The 14,800-nt window shown below is 63.6% G+C and carries 14 protein-coding genes; 10 read left to right on the forward strand and 4 right to left on the reverse strand.

Annotated elements, in window-relative coordinates:
- The first annotated feature begins 426 nt into the window (after window positions 1-426).
- From SZ64_RS08865 to SZ64_RS08885, 5 genes are all read left to right on the forward strand, one after another.
- Complete coding sequence (locus SZ64_RS08865) at window positions 427-1,080, forward strand: hypothetical protein (RefSeq protein WP_156313586.1); 654 nt, start codon at window positions 427-429, stop codon at window positions 1,078-1,080.
- A gap of 69 nt (window positions 1,081-1,149) precedes the next feature.
- The gene (gene ligA, locus SZ64_RS08870; protein ID WP_054530484.1) at window positions 1,150-1,551 is read left to right on the forward strand and encodes a protocatechuate 4,5-dioxygenase subunit alpha; all 402 of its coding nucleotides are present in this window, start codon (window positions 1,150-1,152) and stop codon (window positions 1,549-1,551) included.
- 2 nt (window positions 1,552-1,553) lie between these two features.
- Window positions 1,554-2,396, forward strand: a complete 843-nt coding sequence (locus tag SZ64_RS08875) for a class III extradiol dioxygenase subunit beta (protein ID WP_054530485.1) — start codon at window positions 1,554-1,556, stop codon at window positions 2,394-2,396.
- Between the two features lie 71 nt (window positions 2,397-2,467).
- Window positions 2,468-3,508, forward strand: coding sequence for a hypothetical protein (locus tag SZ64_RS08880; RefSeq protein ID WP_054530486.1), 1,041 nt, complete (start codon window positions 2,468-2,470; stop codon window positions 3,506-3,508).
- A 133-nt stretch (window positions 3,509-3,641) separates the two neighbouring features.
- Entirely contained in the window at window positions 3,642-4,541 is a 900-nt protein-coding gene (locus SZ64_RS08885) for a hypothetical protein (protein ID WP_054530487.1), read from the forward strand.
- A 121-nt stretch (window positions 4,542-4,662) separates the two neighbouring features.
- Here SZ64_RS08885 and SZ64_RS08890 read toward each other — a convergent pair whose 3' ends face one another.
- Both SZ64_RS08890 and SZ64_RS08895 read right to left on the reverse strand, forming a co-directional pair.
- The gene (locus SZ64_RS08890) at window positions 4,663-5,787 is read right to left on the reverse strand and encodes a CaiB/BaiF CoA-transferase family protein (RefSeq protein ID WP_054530488.1); all 1,125 of its coding nucleotides are present in this window, start codon (window positions 5,785-5,787) and stop codon (window positions 4,663-4,665) included.
- Between the two features lie 115 nt (window positions 5,788-5,902).
- Complete coding sequence (locus SZ64_RS08895; protein ID WP_054530489.1) at window positions 5,903-6,937, reverse strand: amidohydrolase family protein; 1,035 nt, start codon at window positions 6,935-6,937, stop codon at window positions 5,903-5,905.
- Between the two features lie 125 nt (window positions 6,938-7,062).
- Here SZ64_RS08895 and SZ64_RS08900 point away from each other — a divergent pair, with 125 nt between their 5' ends.
- The 3 genes from SZ64_RS08900 to SZ64_RS08910 all read left to right on the forward strand — a co-directional run bounded on the left by SZ64_RS08900 (window position 7,063) and on the right by SZ64_RS08910 (window position 10,075).
- Window positions 7,063-8,520, forward strand: coding sequence for an NAD-dependent succinate-semialdehyde dehydrogenase (locus tag SZ64_RS08900; protein ID WP_054530490.1), 1,458 nt, complete (start codon window positions 7,063-7,065; stop codon window positions 8,518-8,520).
- Window positions 8,521-8,606: 86 nt separating this feature from the next.
- On the forward strand, window positions 8,607-9,482 hold the full coding sequence (locus SZ64_RS08905) for an XdhC family protein (protein WP_054530491.1): 876 nt from the start codon (window positions 8,607-8,609) through the stop codon (window positions 9,480-9,482).
- The gene (locus tag SZ64_RS08910) at window positions 9,479-10,075 is read left to right on the forward strand and encodes an NTP transferase domain-containing protein (RefSeq protein WP_054530492.1); all 597 of its coding nucleotides are present in this window, start codon (window positions 9,479-9,481) and stop codon (window positions 10,073-10,075) included. Before SZ64_RS08905 ends, SZ64_RS08910 begins: the two co-directional genes overlap by 4 nt.
- Before the next feature lie 103 nt (window positions 10,076-10,178).
- Here SZ64_RS08910 and SZ64_RS08915 read toward each other — a convergent pair whose 3' ends face one another.
- Both SZ64_RS08915 and SZ64_RS08920 read right to left on the reverse strand, forming a co-directional pair.
- The gene (locus tag SZ64_RS08915) at window positions 10,179-12,389 is read right to left on the reverse strand and encodes a molybdopterin cofactor-binding domain-containing protein (protein WP_054530493.1); all 2,211 of its coding nucleotides are present in this window, start codon (window positions 12,387-12,389) and stop codon (window positions 10,179-10,181) included.
- Window positions 12,382-12,867: a (2Fe-2S)-binding protein gene (locus tag SZ64_RS08920; RefSeq protein WP_054530494.1), complete on the reverse strand. Its 486-nt coding sequence runs from the start codon at window positions 12,865-12,867 to the stop codon at window positions 12,382-12,384. The genes SZ64_RS08915 and SZ64_RS08920 overlap by 8 nt, the downstream gene beginning before the upstream one ends.
- Window positions 12,868-13,171: 304 nt before the next feature.
- Between SZ64_RS08920 and SZ64_RS08925 the strand changes: the two genes are divergently transcribed.
- Together SZ64_RS08925 and SZ64_RS08930 are read left to right on the forward strand one after the other, a co-directional pair.
- Complete coding sequence (locus SZ64_RS08925) at window positions 13,172-14,050, forward strand: class II fructose-bisphosphate aldolase (RefSeq protein ID WP_054530495.1); 879 nt, start codon at window positions 13,172-13,174, stop codon at window positions 14,048-14,050.
- A 12-nt stretch (window positions 14,051-14,062) separates the two neighbouring features.
- Entirely contained in the window at window positions 14,063-14,788 is a 726-nt protein-coding gene (locus tag SZ64_RS08930) for an HAD-IA family hydrolase (protein ID WP_054530496.1), read from the forward strand.
- Window positions 14,789-14,800 lie beyond the last annotated feature (12 nt).

The raw sequence follows: 14,800 nt of genomic DNA on the forward strand, positions 1-14,800 counted from the left end.
TGCGGGCAGGCCAGTGAATGGGAGCTGCTTGTGCGGTGCTTTCCATTTTCAGGTTCTGGGCACATTGGACAATGTGCGCCTCTGCCACTGCGATCTGTGCCGCCGCGGGAACGGAAGCGCCTTTTCGGCCAACTGCCGGGTTCCCCGCAGCGGCTTTACCGTCTTGAAGGACGCGGGAACGTTGCGCCGGTACGAATCCTCTCCCGGTGCGTGGAGAGTATTCTGCGGCCAATGCGGTTCACCGGCCTATTCCGAGGTCGAGAACGATCCCGATCACATCCGCATTCGTCTCGGCACCCTCGAACGTGAGGCAAGCGCGAAAATCGTAGCGCATGTCTGGGTTGGCTCGAAGGCCGCGTGGGATCTGATTGAGGATTCCCTTCCGTGCTTCCAAGAAGCGGCCGACCCGCCCATGGAAGCACGGCAATGTTAGTGTCGGCGGCCAATCGTGCAGTGGGCATCCGGGCGACCAGCGCCACTCTCGCCTTCAGCCTGGCCTATATCGTCGCGCAATTCTTCGAATGGGCAGGCCTGCTTGGTTCTGCCGGCGGGCCAAATTCGGCCAGTACGCCCCTGGGCATTGCCCTGTTACTCACGCCGTCGCTGCTGCTCGGCCCGGCCTTCGTGGTGACAATGGCGGCGCTGCATCAGGCAACGCCGGAGGATCGCCGGGTGTTTACCCTTTCCGGCCTCGCCTTTGCGGCGATGTATGCCACGCTCACCGGGCTGGTCTATTTCGTGCAGCTCACTTTCGTCGGCCCGAAGATCGCGGCGGGCGATACGCTGGGCATCGAGCTGCTGCTGTTCGTGCCATACAAGTCCTTCCTCTTTGCGGTGGACCTGCTGGGCTATGCCCTGATGAGCGCGGCAACACTGATCGCCGCCTTCGGCCTGCCGAACGCGCCCGGCACCCGCGCCGCCAGATGGGCGATGATCGCCAATGGCGCGATCCTGCCCTTCCTGGCCTTCCAGATGTTCATTCCTGCACTGATATGGGGCGGAGCGGCCTGGGGAGTGACCTTTCCGCTTGCCATGGCCCTTCTCCTGCGCCACTGGCGCGGCCTTCCCACATCCACTTGAGGTTGATCGTGCTCTGGCAGGGCGCGCCCACCTCTGGTAACTTTCCTATCCCCCTACAGGAGAGGCCCCATGCGTGAACGCCTTTATCCCCTCGAGGATCTCGAGGACATTCCTGGTACCACTGTCTTCACTGCCCGGCGCTCGCGCCAGGCCTATCACCTGCACAAATTCTGCATGTCGCTGATGGACGCGGAAAACCGCAAGCGCTTCAAGACTGACGAGCGCGCCTATCTCGACACTTTCCGCATGTCCGAAGCCCAGAAGCAGGCCGTGCTGGATCGCGATTTCAACCAGCTCATCGAATTGGGGGGCAACATCTACTTCCTGGTCAAGCTCTCCAACACTGACGGCTGGAGCACGCAGAAGGCTGTCGGTTCGATGACCGGCATGACGGCAGACGAATATGCCGCGATGATGCGTTCCGGTGGCCGCAGCCCCGAAGGCCAACGCTCCAAGCGGGGAGGCAACTGACCATGGCGAAGATTACTGCAGGCATCGCCACCAGCCACGTCCCCGCCATCGGCGCCGCCTTCGATCAGGGCCGCGATCAGGACGAATATTGGAAACCCGTTTTCGACGGCTACGAATGGGCCAAGGAATGGATCAAGGACAACACGCCCGACGTGGTGATCCTGTGCTACAACGACCACGCATCGGCCATGATGCTGGACATCGTGCCCACCTTTGCCCTTGGCTTTGCCGAGGAATTCGAACCAGCCGACGAAGGCTGGGGCCGCCGCACCGTGCCGATGGTGTACAACAACACCGATCTGGCCGGCCACATCGCCGAACAGCTGGTGATCGACAATTTCGACATCACCATCATGAACCAGATGGATGTGGACCACGGGCTGACCGTGCCGCTTTCGCTGATGTTCGGCCATGTCAGCGAATGGCCCTGCAAGGTCATTCCGCTGGCCGTGAACGTCACCCAGTTCCCCACCCCTTCGGGCGAACGCTGCTGGCAGCTGGGCGCCGCCATCCGCGATGCGGTTGCCTGCTTCCCTGAAGACCTGAACGTGCAGATCTGGGGCACGGGCGGCATGAGCCACCAGTTGCAGGGACCGCGCGCGGGCCTGATCAACCCGGATTTCGACAATGAATTCCTCGACAAGCTGATCGACGGCACTGACGATCTGCGCAAGATCACCCGCCTCGACTATCTGCGCGAATCCGGTTCGGAAGGTATCGAACTGATCATGTGGCTGATCATGCGTGCGGCACTGGGCGAGAAGGTGGAAGAACTTCACCGTTTCTACCACGTTCCGGCATCCAACACCGCCGTTGGCCACGTGGTTCTCAAACCTCTGGACTAGGCCGCATCCCCTCCGGTAGGACTTAGTCAACGACCTCCAGAGACGAGGTCCTACCGGGAAGAGGGGAAATCATGAACCAGCCTGTCCGCAGGGCGCTCGCCGCGCTTGCCCTTACCGCCAGTTGCCTTGCCTTCGGCGCACCCGCGCAGGCCGATAATGTCGGGGGTGTACCCACCCCGGTGCAGGCCTGCCAGCGCGAATGCCTCGAAGGCTTCGTCAACCGCTATCTCGCAGCCATGGCCGCCCATAAGGTGGACCCGGAGCTATTTGCCCAGAAGGTCCGCTTCACCGAGAACGGAATCGAGCTGCCCTTCGGCACGGAAGGCCTGTGGGCTACCGCCAGCGGTGTGGGGCAATACAAGCTTTATGTTCCCGATACGGAAACGCAGCAGGTCGCCTTCCTCGGCACAGTGAAGGAAGTGGCCCGCAGTTCCGCCACGGGCACCGCGCGCGACCCCGAACTGGTCGGGCTGGCCCTGCGCCTGCGGATCGAAGGCGGCAAGATCACCGAAGTGGAACAGATTGCCGCGCGGCCTGACCGTCCGCTTGGCGCAGGCCCGGCCACCTCATCCAGCAATCCCTTCCCCGCTACGGGCGAAGCGGTGGAGAAGATGGGCGCCCCTGCCCCGGTCTTCACACAGGCCATTCCCGAAAAGGAACGGATGAGCCGTGCCGAGCTGATCGCAGTGGGCAATGCCTATTTCGAAGGGCTGCAGCGCAATGACGGCAAGGGCTATTACCCCTTCACCGACGATTGCATCCGCTTTGAAAACGGCATGGATGTGCTGGCCAACTATCCCAATCCGGATACCGGCAAGCGCGAGCGAATGAGCTGCAAGAAGCAGTTCGAAGTGGCGCTGAAAGGCACCGTCACCGGCATTCGCGACCGGCGCTTCGTTGCCGTGGACCGGGAACGCGGCATTGTGTTCGCCTTCGGCTTCTTCGATCACCGCCCGATCAACTGGACATGGCAGCTGGGCGAATTGTTCAAGATCGAAAAGGGCGAGATCAGCCGAATCGAGGCGATCTTCATTCGCGGGCCCTATGGCATCAATTCGGGCTGGAGCACCTATGAACAGGGCCGCTCCGAAGAGATTCAGGACATCAGGTAACGGATGATGGAAGGCCCCTTCCGTTTGTGCTGAGCCTGTCGAAGCACAGCCTTTTTCCTCGAAAGGGAAGAACGGCCCTTCGACAAGCTCAGGGCGGACGGAGTGAGAGGCTGGGATTCGGGAGATTTTCACGATGATGAAGCGCATTCTTTCCGCCGCCGCCTTGCTGGCAGTGGCCGCCACCGCCACACCCGCCATGGCCCAGAACGGCCCGCCGCCCAGCCCCTGGGCGCGCCTGCAGGACAGGCCCAGTTGCACGCGGGACGAACTGAAGGCCGCCACCGCCGCTTATGTCGAAGGGCAGAGCAAGGGCAGCCTTGCTGGCTTGCCGCTCGATCCCAAGGCCCATTACCTGCAGGACATGCAGACCGTGGAGCAAGGCGCAGGCCTGTGGAACACCGCCCTGCCCGTGGCCCATTCGCTGAGCTTCCATGACGACAAGCGGTGCAAGACCTTTACCGAACTGGTCATCACCGAAGGGCCTACCCAATACATCATCGGCACCCGGCTATACATGCATGAGGGCAAGGTGATCCGGGTGGACAGCCTCGTCACCAAGAAGGGCGACTGGCTGTTCAACGCCAATGCCTTCCTCAAATATTCGAAGCAGGAAGACTGGGAGCCGCTGTTCAAATATCAGAAGACACCGCCTTCCGAAATGATCCGCGGCGCCAATGCCTATCTGGATGGCTTTGCCGACAAGTTCACCGATATTCCCTGGGGCACGCCCTGCGCGCGGCTGGAAGGCGGCGCCTACACCAACCGAACCAATGATCCGCACGCTTCCTGCGAAATCGGCATGCCGCCGGGCGTGCTCTATATCACCAATCGCGACTATCTGGTCGACGAGGAAAAGGGCGTGATCAACATCTTCTGCCGCTTCGGCGACAGCAAGAACGGCGGCCCGGACTCGCACAGCTTCCGCTTCATCGACGGCAAGATCCGCGCGGTCCACACCCTCACAGTCATCCCCGGCCCCCAAGCCGACGACAATGGCGCGATCCTGAGCAATCCGGGGATCAACCTGCAGTAAAAACGCGCGGGAAGGTAAACTCACACAAAGGCGGGAAGGGTCGCACCGGCCTCTTCCCCCCGTCCCCTCACACTTCGTCATTCCCGCGAAAGCGGGAATGACGACCGATTGAGAGCGCCCCCTACCCCTCTCCCAGCATGGGCGAAGGCTTGCCCAGCGCAAGGTCGGCGTCGGAAAACACGATTGGCGTCCTCAGCCCCGGCACATGAGTGCCGTCCGGCCTCTCCATATCCAGCACCATGCCGCGCGCCTGTATCTGCTCATTGCGCAAGGCCTCGCCCACATCGAGGATCGGCCCGACGGGCACGCCCTTCTGTTCCAGCGCCGCCAGAAGCGCGTCGCGCGTCCACTGGCGGGTCTTCTCGATGATCTGCGGCACCAGAGTGGTACGATGGGCCACGCGGTCCGGGTTGGTGCGCCATTCCGGCCGCACTTCCAGCCCCACCACTTCGGCGAAGCGTTCAAACTGCCCGTCATTGCCCACAGCCACGATCAGCCAGCCGTCGCTGGTGGGATAGCCTTCATAGGGCACGATATTGGGATGGCTCATCCCGATCCGGTGCGGCGCATTGCCGGTGAGGAGGTAATTCATCGCCTGATTGGCCATGGTGCCCACCATCACGTCGAACAGGGCAAGGTCCACATGCTGCCCGCGCCCGGTTTGCTGGCGCTGGTGCAGTGCGGCCTGAATGCCGATCACCGCATAGAGCCCGGTCATGATGTCGGCATAGGCCACGCCGATCTTGGTCGGCGGGCCATCCGGCTGGCCGGAAAGGTCCATGATCCCGCTCATCCCCTGAACGATGAAATCATAGCCGGGACGCGGGGCATAGGGGCCGGTCTGGCCGAAGCCGGTGATCGAGCAATAGACGAGGCCCGGGTTGAGCTTGCTCAGGCTCTCATAATCGAGGCCGTATTTCTTCAGCCCGCCCAGCTTGAAATTCTCGATCACCACATCCGCCTCGCGGATCAGGCCCAGCACCATCTCCAGGTCTTCTGGCTTGTGGTAATCGGCGGTGACCGAACGCTTGCCGCGATTGGCGGAGTGGAAATAGCCGGCATCCTTCGTGCCATCGGCATTCTCGATGAAGGGCGGCCCCCATTCGCGCGTATCGTCGCCCTGCGGGCTTTCCACCTTGACCACATCCGCGCCGAGATCGGCAAAGATCTGCCCGGCCCAAGGCCCGGCCAGAACACGGGCGAGTTCGACTACCTTGATGCCTTCAAGCGGCGCGGGTCTGGTCATTCAGTAAACCTCGTCATTGCGAGGGGCGAAGCCCCGAAGCAATCCAAAGCGTCACGCGTTGCGCCCTGGATTGCTTCGCTTCGCTCGCAATGACAATTCAGGCAAGCCCGGAACTTCAAAGCGGATCGATATGGAAGATCCGCTCCGCATTGCCGTGGCACAGGGCGTGCATTTCTTCCTCGGTACAGGGGAAGCTGTCGATGAAGTCCACGGCCGGCTGCTGCGGCTGGTATGGATAGTCGATCGCCCACATCACATTGCTGACGCCGATCTTGTCGATGGCGTAGCGCAGGGCCAGCGGGTCTTCCACGCCGCTGGTCGTGATGACGAAATTGTCCTGGAAATATTCCGCCATGCTGCGTTCGGTCTTCTTCGCCCGGCCGACCACCTGCGCGCGGCTGTTCATGAAGTTGATGCGCCACAGCCAGAAGGGCACGGCTTCGCCCATATGGCCGATGCAGATCTTCAGCTTGGGGAAGGCATCGAACACGCCGCCCGCCATCATGCGCACCGCATGAGTGCCCACTTCCACGCCATAGCCCCACATGGCGCTGTCCATCCCATAATCCTGCAGCGGGCCCTTCAGCGTATCGCTGGCCGCGCGCGGGTGGATGTAGATGCAGCGATCCAGCGCCTCCGCCGCTTCGAGGATCGGCCAGAACTTCGGATCATCCAGATATTCGCCATTGGTGTGGCTGTTGATCATGAAGCCGTTGAGGCCCAGCTCGTTCACCGCGCGCTCCATCTCCTTCGCGGCGCGCTTGGGGCTGTGCGGGGCGAAGCTGGCAAGGCCGGCAAAGCGGGTGGGCCATTTCTGGCACACTTCAGCCAGCCGGTCGTTAGCCAGCCGGGCAAGGTCCATCGCCGTATCGGCATCGAACATCTGCACGCCCGGCGCGGTGAGCGCCAGCAGGTGCATGTCCACGCCATATTCGTCCATCTGCGGCAGGCGGTGTTCCTCAATATCCGTAAGTCCGGTGAGGAAGTCGAGCTTGCCATAACCGCTCGTATCGGCAGGCGCGTCGTAAATGCCCTTCACCAGCAGCTTGTCGAGGCTCTGCGTGGGCGAATTGGCGACCTTCCTCAGTTCTTCGGCGACTTCGGGGATCGACCATGCTTCTTCGGTGGCAATCTTGCGGATCTTGGCCATTGGATTTCCTCTCCTCTTTCCCGCATCACTTATGGGCACTGCAGGGCGAAGCGCAACGGGCCTTTATGCGCCGCCGCCAAAGGGCTAGACCCGACGCCTGACACTACACGGAGCTGGAGAGGCCCATGAACGCGACACGCGGTAAACTCGACAATGCAGACCTGCTGATCGAGGAGGCGCTGGTCGGCGGCGAATGGCAGCGGGGCAGTGCCGCGCCTATCCCGGTGGACGATCCCTATGCGCTGGAAGTGATCGGCGAAGTCCCCTCGCTCGATCAGGCGCAGGTGCGGCAGGCCGTGGATGCCGCCGCCGATGCCCTGCCCGGCTGGGCCGCCCGCCCCGCGACGGAGCGCGGCAGGTTACTCAACCGCTGGCACGATCTGATCGTGACCAATCGCGAAGACCTTGCCCGCATCATCACGCGCGAGAACGGCAAGCCCATCCGCGAGGCACGCGCCGAGATCGATAATGGCGCGGGCTATATCAAGTTCTATGCCGACCATGCCGATACCGCCCTGGGCGAGATCATCCCCTCCCCCCTGCCGGGCAAGCGTTTCACCGTGGATTACGAGCCGGTAGGCGTCTGCGCCGCGATCACGCCGTGGAACTTCCCCTTCGCCATGCTGGCGCGCAAGCTCGGCCCGGCGCTGGCGGCGGGCTGCACCGTGGTGGCCAAGCCCGCCGACCTGACGCCCTTTTCCGCGCTCGCCATCGCGCGGCTGGCGCTGGAGGCAGGCGTGCCCAAGGGTGCCCTCAGCATCGTGACCGGCAAGGCCCAGCAGGTGGGTGAAGTGCTCACCGGATCGCCCGTGGTGCGCAAACTGTCCTTCACCGGCTCCACCCCGGTCGGCGCGATGCTGGCCGCCGCCTGCGCACCCACGGTCAAGCGCATGAGCCTTGAACTGGGCGGCAATGCCCCGCTGCTGGTGTTCGACGATGCCGACATCGACATCGCTATCGAAACCGCGATGATCGCCAAGTTCCGCAATGCCGGGCAGACCTGCATCGCGGCCAATCGCATCTATGTGCAGAGCGGCATTCTCGACCGCTTCGTGGCCGCCTTCAAGGCGAAGATCGAAGCCCTTCGCCCCGGTGACGGGCTGGAGGAAGATACCGACATCGGCCCCCTGATCGACGAGCGGGCCGTCGCCAAGGTGGACCGGCATTTTCAGGACGCGCTGGAACGCGGCGGGCATCTGCTGGCCGGTGGCGGCACGGCCAACAGCCGCCTTGCCCAGCCCACGCTGGTGGCAGGCGTGGCACGCGATGCGCTGCTGACGCGGGAAGAAACCTTCGGCCCGCTGGCGGGCATCATCGCCTTCGATACGCTGGAAGAAGGCGTGGCCATGGCCAATGACACGCCCTTCGGCTTGTGTTCCTATGTCTGCGCGCAGGACGCCGCGACCATCGCCCGCGCAAGCCGCGGCCTGCAGACCGGCATGGTGGGCGTGAACAACGCCGTCATCTCCCTGCCCAGCACGCCCTTCGGCGGCATCAAGATGTCCGGCATGGGCCGCGAAGGCTCGCTCCACGGGCTGATGGAATATCTGAACCTGAAATATGTGGCGCAGGGCGGACTTTAACTTTTCCAGACTTCGTCGCCCGGCCACCCATCCTGTGCAATTGCCTGTAGCGGGAACCACCGGAGCCAACTATCGCTTGGAACACCATGTCCAGCGATCATGACGCCCTTGCCTTCGCGGCACAGCAGCCTGCCGCCCTGTGCACTATCGTGGCGATTGACGGCAGCTTTTCGCGCCGCAATGGGGCGCAGCTGGCCGTGGCCCCGGACGGCACGATTGCGGGCGATCTGGCGGACAATTGCCTGAATGCCGAACTCGCCAATCAGGCCATCGAGGCAATGGGGAGCAGCGGGGACAATGGCGGCGCGCGGCTGCTGCGCTATGGCAAGGGTTCGCCCTTCATCGACTTCCGCCTGCCCTGCGGTTCCGGCCTCGACATCTTGATCGAGCCTGCGCCGGATCGGGCGGCACTGCAAAGCTGCATGGCTTCCCTCGCATCGCGGCAGGCTGCCGAGCTTGCCCTGCCCTTGCCGCAAGGCGCCAACCCCGCCTTTCTGGACCAGCGCCGCTATATGCCGCCGCTGCGCCTGCTGGTGCTGGGCGCGGGGTCCGAATGTTCGGCGCTGGTGAAGCTGGCGCAGACGCAGGGGATCGAGGCCGAATGGCGCGAGGCGGGCAATCACCTCTCGCTCGACAAGGTGCCGGCGGACCTGCTGGACGGCACATGGGCCGCCGATCCCTGGACTGCGATCCTGCTGCTGTTCCACGATCACGAGTGGGAATATGCCCTGCTCAAATGGGCGCTGGCCACCAATGCCTTCTATATCGGCGCGCAGGGCGGCGCCCCGGCGCGCGCGGCGCGGCTGGAGCGGCTGAAGGCTGGCGGGGTGAGCGAAGATGCACTGGCCCGGCTGCGCAGCCCGGTCGGCCTGATCCCCCGGGCGCGCGATTCCTCCGTGCTGGCACTGTCCGTGCTGGCAGATGTTGTCGGCGCCTATGAGGCGCTGCACCCCCACGCATGAGCGGCCATGTTGCCATCGCACTGCTGGCGGCCGGAAGCGCGCGGCGCTTCGGCGGGGGCAAGCTGGACGCGATGCTGGGCGGCAAGCGGCTGGGCCGCTATGCTCTGGATGCGGCACTCGCGCTGGGCCGGGGCACGCCCCTGATCGTTGTCGGGCCGGAGGCTGCCGCCTTCGCGCTGGAGGCGCGGGCCGAAGGGCTGGCCACGCCGATTGTCAATCCGCTGGCGCAGGAAGGGCTTGGCACATCGGTCGCCCTTGCCGCCCGCCACGCGGCGGACGCCGGGGCGGACAGGTTATTGCTGCTTGCGGCGGATATGCCGCTGGTGAGCCCAGCGACGCTGGCGGCATTGATCGAGGCCTGCGGCAATGCGCCCGCCTGTGTGCGCCATGCTGACGGCCATCCCGGCATTCCCGCCTGCTTCCCTTCCGCAAGCTTTGCCGCCCTTGCCGCGCTGGGCGGAGACAAGGGCGCAGGCGCGCTGCTGCGCACGGCCGAGGTGGCGGTGCTGGAAGTGAGTCTGCGCGAATTGCGCGATGTCGATACGGTGGCGGAGCTGGAGCAACTGGCAATGGAAACTCGCCCGTCCAGCTAATCGTCATTGCGAGCGGAGCGAAGCAATCCAGAACCCGGTACCCGGCGACCTGGATTGCTTCGTCAACTCTGCCTCCTCGCAAGGGCGAGGAGGCATGTTTCCATCAGACCAGCTGCTTCACGTCGATCGGCAGGCTGCGGATGCGCTTGCCGGTCAGGGCGGCCAGCGCATTGGTCAGGGCCGGGATCACCGGCGGCAGGGCCGGTTCGCCAAGGCCCGTGGGCGAATTGTCGCTCAGCACGAATTCCACTTCGATCTTCGGCGTCACGGGGATGCGCGGCACCGGATAATCGTGGAAGTTCGACTGTTTCACCGCGCCGCCTTCGATCTCGATAGCGAGCGACAGCGCCTGGCCGATCCCGTCGATGATCGAACCCTGCACCTGATTCAGCGCCCCATGCGGATTGATGATCTGGCTGCCGACATCGCCTGCCGCCCACACATTGTGGACATTGACGCGGCCGCCTTCGAGGCTGGCTTCCACCACTTCGGCGAAATAGCCCATGTGGCTGTAATAATAGCCGAAGCCCAGCGCGTGCCCTTCAGGCATGGCCTTGCCCCAGCCGGACATTTCCAGTGCCTTCTTGGTCACCGCGCGCAGGCGGCCGGGATTGAAGCCGGGCTGCGGGCCGGTGAAGCCCATCGAATCCGGCTCCTTTTCCGCCCCGTCGACGATTTCCAGCATCAGCGTGGGCAGATCCTTGCCGCTGGCCTGCGCCACTTCGTCAAGGAAGCTCTGCATCACGAAGGCCATCGCGTTGGACGTGGGCGCACGCATGGCCCCCATCGGCACGCGTGTTTCCAGCTTGGTCTGCGCATAGCGCATGTTGGGCACGAATTTGCCGGGGAACTCGTCCTTCGACATGGCCGCCGGATTATAGGCGCCCGGTCCGGGGATTTCGAAGGTGATAAAGTGATCTTCAAGACCGGCGATATTGCCCTTCTCGTCCAGCGCCGCGCGCAGGCGGTGCCAGCCGGCAGGGCGATAGAAGTCGCTGCGGACGTCGTCCTCACGGCTCCAGATCAGCTGCACGGGCTTGCCCTGCATCTGCTTCGCGATGGCCGCGACCTGGTGCATGTAGTCATTGTTCAGGCGACGGCCGAAACCGCCACCCATGCGGGTGATATGCACCTTCACCTTGTCAGGCGTGAGGCCCAGCATCTTGGCCACGCCGCCCTGTCCGCCCTGCGGCGTCTGCGACGGGGCCCACATTTCCATGGAACCATCGTCATGGCACAGCGCGGTGCAGTTCATCGGCTCCATCGGCACGTGGGCGAGGAACGGATAGGAATATTCCGCATCCAGCACCTTGGCCGCCGAAGCGAAGGCCGCATCCACATCGCCCTGGCTGGCGAAGACTTCCTGCGGCTTGGCATCGGCCATCAGCTTGCGCGCCGTCTGGTCATAAAGCTTGGTCGAATGGCCGGCCCATTCGCCATTGTCCCATTCGATCGTCAGCTTCTTGCGCGCCTGATCGGCCAGCCACCAGTTCTTCGCGATCACGGCCACGCCGTCCACGAGTTCCTCGGCATTGCCGTTGCCCTTCACGATGAAGGCATCGATCACGCCCGGCTGGGCCTTCACGGCATCGAGATTGGCCGAAACCAGCTTCGCACCGAAGACGGGCGCCCGTTCGAACGCGGCATAGACCATGCCCGGAAGCTGGGTATCCACGCCGAAGATCGGCTCGCCCTTCACGATCTTCGGGCTGTCGATCCCGCCGATGGCGCGGCCGATGATGTGGAAGTCCTTCGGGCTCTTCAGCGGAACCTTCGCAAGATCCGGCACAGCAACAGTGGCCGCATCGCTCGCCAGTTCGCCATAGGTCAGCGAACGGCCCGAAGCCGGGTCGATCACCTTGCCCAGCTTGGTGGTGAGCTTGGCACTGTCGATACCCCAGCGGCGCGAGGCTGCTTCAAGCAGCATCTGGCGCGCGCCCGCGCCCACCTGGCGCATGGGGAACCAGTTCATCGGCGTGGCGAAGCTGCCGCCAGCCAGCTGCGGGCCGTATTTGGCCGCATCCGTATCGCCCTGAACGATCTTCACCTGATCCCAGTCGGCATCCATTTCATCCGCGATCAGCATGGGCAGCATGGTCTTGATGCCCTGCCCGATCTCGGGATTCTTGCCGACGATGGTGATCGTGTTGTCCGCCGCGATGGTGACGAAGGCGTTCAGCGTGCCTGCGGCCTCGCCGGAAACGGCAGCCGCGCGGGCAACCATGGGAATCGCCGCGCTCAGCGCGAAACCGCCACCGGAAAGGGCGCTGACCTTCAGCAGGGTGCGGCGCGAAAGAGTGACTGCCTCAGGCATTGGCCTTCCCCTTCTTGGCAACGCCGCTCTCGGCCACCTGGGTGATCGCGGATTTGATGCGGGTGTAGCAGGCGCAGCGGCAGATATTGCCGCTCATCGCCGCGTCGATCTGGCGGGCGCTGGGTTCCGGGTTACGCAGCAGCAGCGCGGTTGCGCTCATCAGCTGGCCGGCCTGGCAATAACCGCACTGCATGACGTCTTCTTCCAGCCACGCATCCTGCAGGGCGCGGCCCAGCTCGGTCTGGCCGAGCGCTTCGATAGTGGTCACTTCCCCTTCGCCGATCGAACCGATGGGCGTGGAGCAGGAACGCATGGCCACCCCGTCCACATGGACGGTGCAGGCGCCGCACAGGGCCTTGCCGCAGCCGAACTTGGTGCCGACCATGCCCAGTTCCTGGCGCAGAGCCCACAGCAGCGGCATTTCTTCCGGCGCGTCGATTTCGCGCACTTCCCCATTGATCTTGACCTTAACGGCCATCGTGCTTCTCCCTAGAAACGGCGGCCTGCCCCCAGCCAGACAGCCCGTGCCGCGCGGGCGCACAGGCGCCCCCACAGCGGTAACGGCCCAAGACTAGCAACGTTCCACGATGGCGCAACACAAGATGCCGATCCGGAACACCTGCCCGGCCCGCCTTATCCCTTAGAGTCTGGACAAAGCGGACTCAATCAACCACTGGGCGGCAATACGAGACAGCAGGCACCCATTCCGGCTAACAAGGCCGGCGCGAATCGCTTGTCTGTGCGCGCCAAGAAGCTTTGCAAATCTGTAGGGAGACACCCGAATGCCCCTGGTGAACATGAAGCCGTTGCTCCGCCACGCGATGGACAATGGCTATGCGGTCGCCGCTTTCAATCTTGTGGACTACAACACCACCAAGGCGATGGTGAAGGCCGCTGAAGAGCTGAACGCTCCGGTGATCTGCCAGACTTCCGCCAAGACCATCAAATATTTCAGCCACAAGGAAATCGTGAGCTGGGTACGCACCGTGGCTGAAGATTCGCCCGTGCCGGTGGTTCTGCATCTCGATCACTGCAAGGACATCCCGATGATCGAAGCCTGCGCCAAGGCGGGCTGGACCTCGATCATGATCGACGCATCGGAACTGCCCTTCGAACAGAATCTGGAAGAATCGCTGAAGGTCCGCGAAATCGCCGAGAAGTACGGCGTGGGCATGGAAGCCGAGCTGGGCCAGATCATGGGCGTTGAAGACGACATGGTGGTGGACGAGGCCGATTCGGTCCTGACCGACCCTGCCGATGCGGAGCGCTTCTGCGCCGCGCTCGACCTGTCGGCCTTCGCCTGCGCTGTCGGCACCGCCCATGGCTATTACAAGGGTGAACCGGTGGTGGACTTCGATCGCATCGCCGCGATCAACAGCCTGACCAAGACCCCGATGGCGCTGCACGGTGGCACCGGCCTGTCCGACGAAACCTTCGCCAAGGCGATTGAACGCGGCGCGGCCAAGGTGAACATCTCGACCAACCTCAAGCACGTCTGGGTGCAGAGCTTCGTCGATTACCACACCGCCAAGCCGACCGATTTCGAACCGCTGCGCGTGATGGATGCGCAGTATCAGGCCTGCAAGACGATGTTCGGCGGCTTCATCGAGAAGTTCGGCGGCAAGGGCCGCGGTTCCGAATTCCTCTCCACGCTGGGCTGAGGATCGTCGGACATGGTCAAGGCACTGATTTTCGATTGCGACGGCGTGCTCGTCGATACTGAACGTGACGCGCACCGCGTGGGCTTCAACCGCGCCTTTGCGGAACATGGAATCGACGCCGAATGGGATGTCGATCTCTATGGCCGCCTGCTGCTGGTGGCCGGCGGCAAGGAACGCATGCGCGCCTATTTCGACGAATTCGGCTGGCCCGAAGGCGCCGATACGGATGAGGCGAAGGACGCGCTGATCATCGATCTGCACAAGACGAAGACGCGCATCACTTCCGAAATCGTCACAGAACTGCCGGTTCGCCCCGGCATCCTGCGCATCGTGGACGAAGCGATCGAAGCAGGCGTGCGCCTGGGCGTGTGCACCACGTCGAACCCCAAGTTCATCGACGCAGTGCTCGATCTGTTCGGGGCCGAACGCAAGGCCGCCTTCGAATTCGTCCATGCAGGCGATGTGGTGGCCAAGAAGAAGCCCGCGCCCGATATCTATCTACTGGCGCTGGAAACGCTGGGCCTTCCGGCCGGCGATTGCATCGTGATCGAAGACAGCCGCAACGGCTTGCTGGCCGCAACCGGCGCGGGCCTGCCCACGCTGATCACCACCAGCACCTATACGATGGAAGAAGATTTCGCCGAGGCGGTGCAGGTCGTGCCCGAACTGGGCGATGCGCCGAACATCAACATCACCATTGAAGACCTGGGCCGGCTGGCCGCACAAGCCGCCGCCTGAGGGGGAGAAGGA

This window comes from Erythrobacter sp. SG61-1L (assembly GCF_001305965.1).
In the GTDB taxonomy this organism is placed as follows: Bacteria; Pseudomonadota; Alphaproteobacteria; order Sphingomonadales; family Sphingomonadaceae; genus Andeanibacterium.

Coding starts and splice junctions, on each gene's coding strand:
- SZ64_RS08865 (WP_156313586.1), top strand. CDS start 427: ATGTTAGTGTCGGCGGCCAATCGTGCAGTGGGCATCCGGGCGACCAGC.
- SZ64_RS08910 (WP_054530492.1), top strand. CDS start 9,479: ATGAGCGGCCATGTTGCCATCGCACTGCTGGCGGCCGGAAGCGCGCGG.
- SZ64_RS08920 (WP_054530494.1), bottom strand. CDS start 12,867: ATGGCCGTTAAGGTCAAGATCAATGGGGAAGTGCGCGAAATCGACGCG.
- SZ64_RS08880 (WP_054530486.1), top strand. CDS start 2,468: ATGAACCAGCCTGTCCGCAGGGCGCTCGCCGCGCTTGCCCTTACCGCC.
- SZ64_RS08895 (WP_054530489.1), bottom strand. CDS start 6,937: ATGGCCAAGATCCGCAAGATTGCCACCGAAGAAGCATGGTCGATCCCC.
- SZ64_RS08890 (WP_054530488.1), bottom strand. CDS start 5,787: ATGACCAGACCCGCGCCGCTTGAAGGCATCAAGGTAGTCGAACTCGCC.
- SZ64_RS08885 (WP_054530487.1), top strand. CDS start 3,642: ATGATGAAGCGCATTCTTTCCGCCGCCGCCTTGCTGGCAGTGGCCGCC.
- SZ64_RS08915 (WP_054530493.1), bottom strand. CDS start 12,389: ATGCCTGAGGCAGTCACTCTTTCGCGCCGCACCCTGCTGAAGGTCAGC.
- SZ64_RS08900 (WP_054530490.1), top strand. CDS start 7,063: ATGAACGCGACACGCGGTAAACTCGACAATGCAGACCTGCTGATCGAG.
- ligA (WP_054530484.1), top strand. CDS start 1,150: ATGCGTGAACGCCTTTATCCCCTCGAGGATCTCGAGGACATTCCTGGT.
- SZ64_RS08930 (WP_054530496.1), top strand. CDS start 14,063: ATGGTCAAGGCACTGATTTTCGATTGCGACGGCGTGCTCGTCGATACT.
- SZ64_RS08875 (WP_054530485.1), top strand. CDS start 1,554: ATGGCGAAGATTACTGCAGGCATCGCCACCAGCCACGTCCCCGCCATC.
- SZ64_RS08905 (WP_054530491.1), top strand. CDS start 8,607: ATGTCCAGCGATCATGACGCCCTTGCCTTCGCGGCACAGCAGCCTGCC.
- SZ64_RS08925 (WP_054530495.1), top strand. CDS start 13,172: ATGCCCCTGGTGAACATGAAGCCGTTGCTCCGCCACGCGATGGACAAT.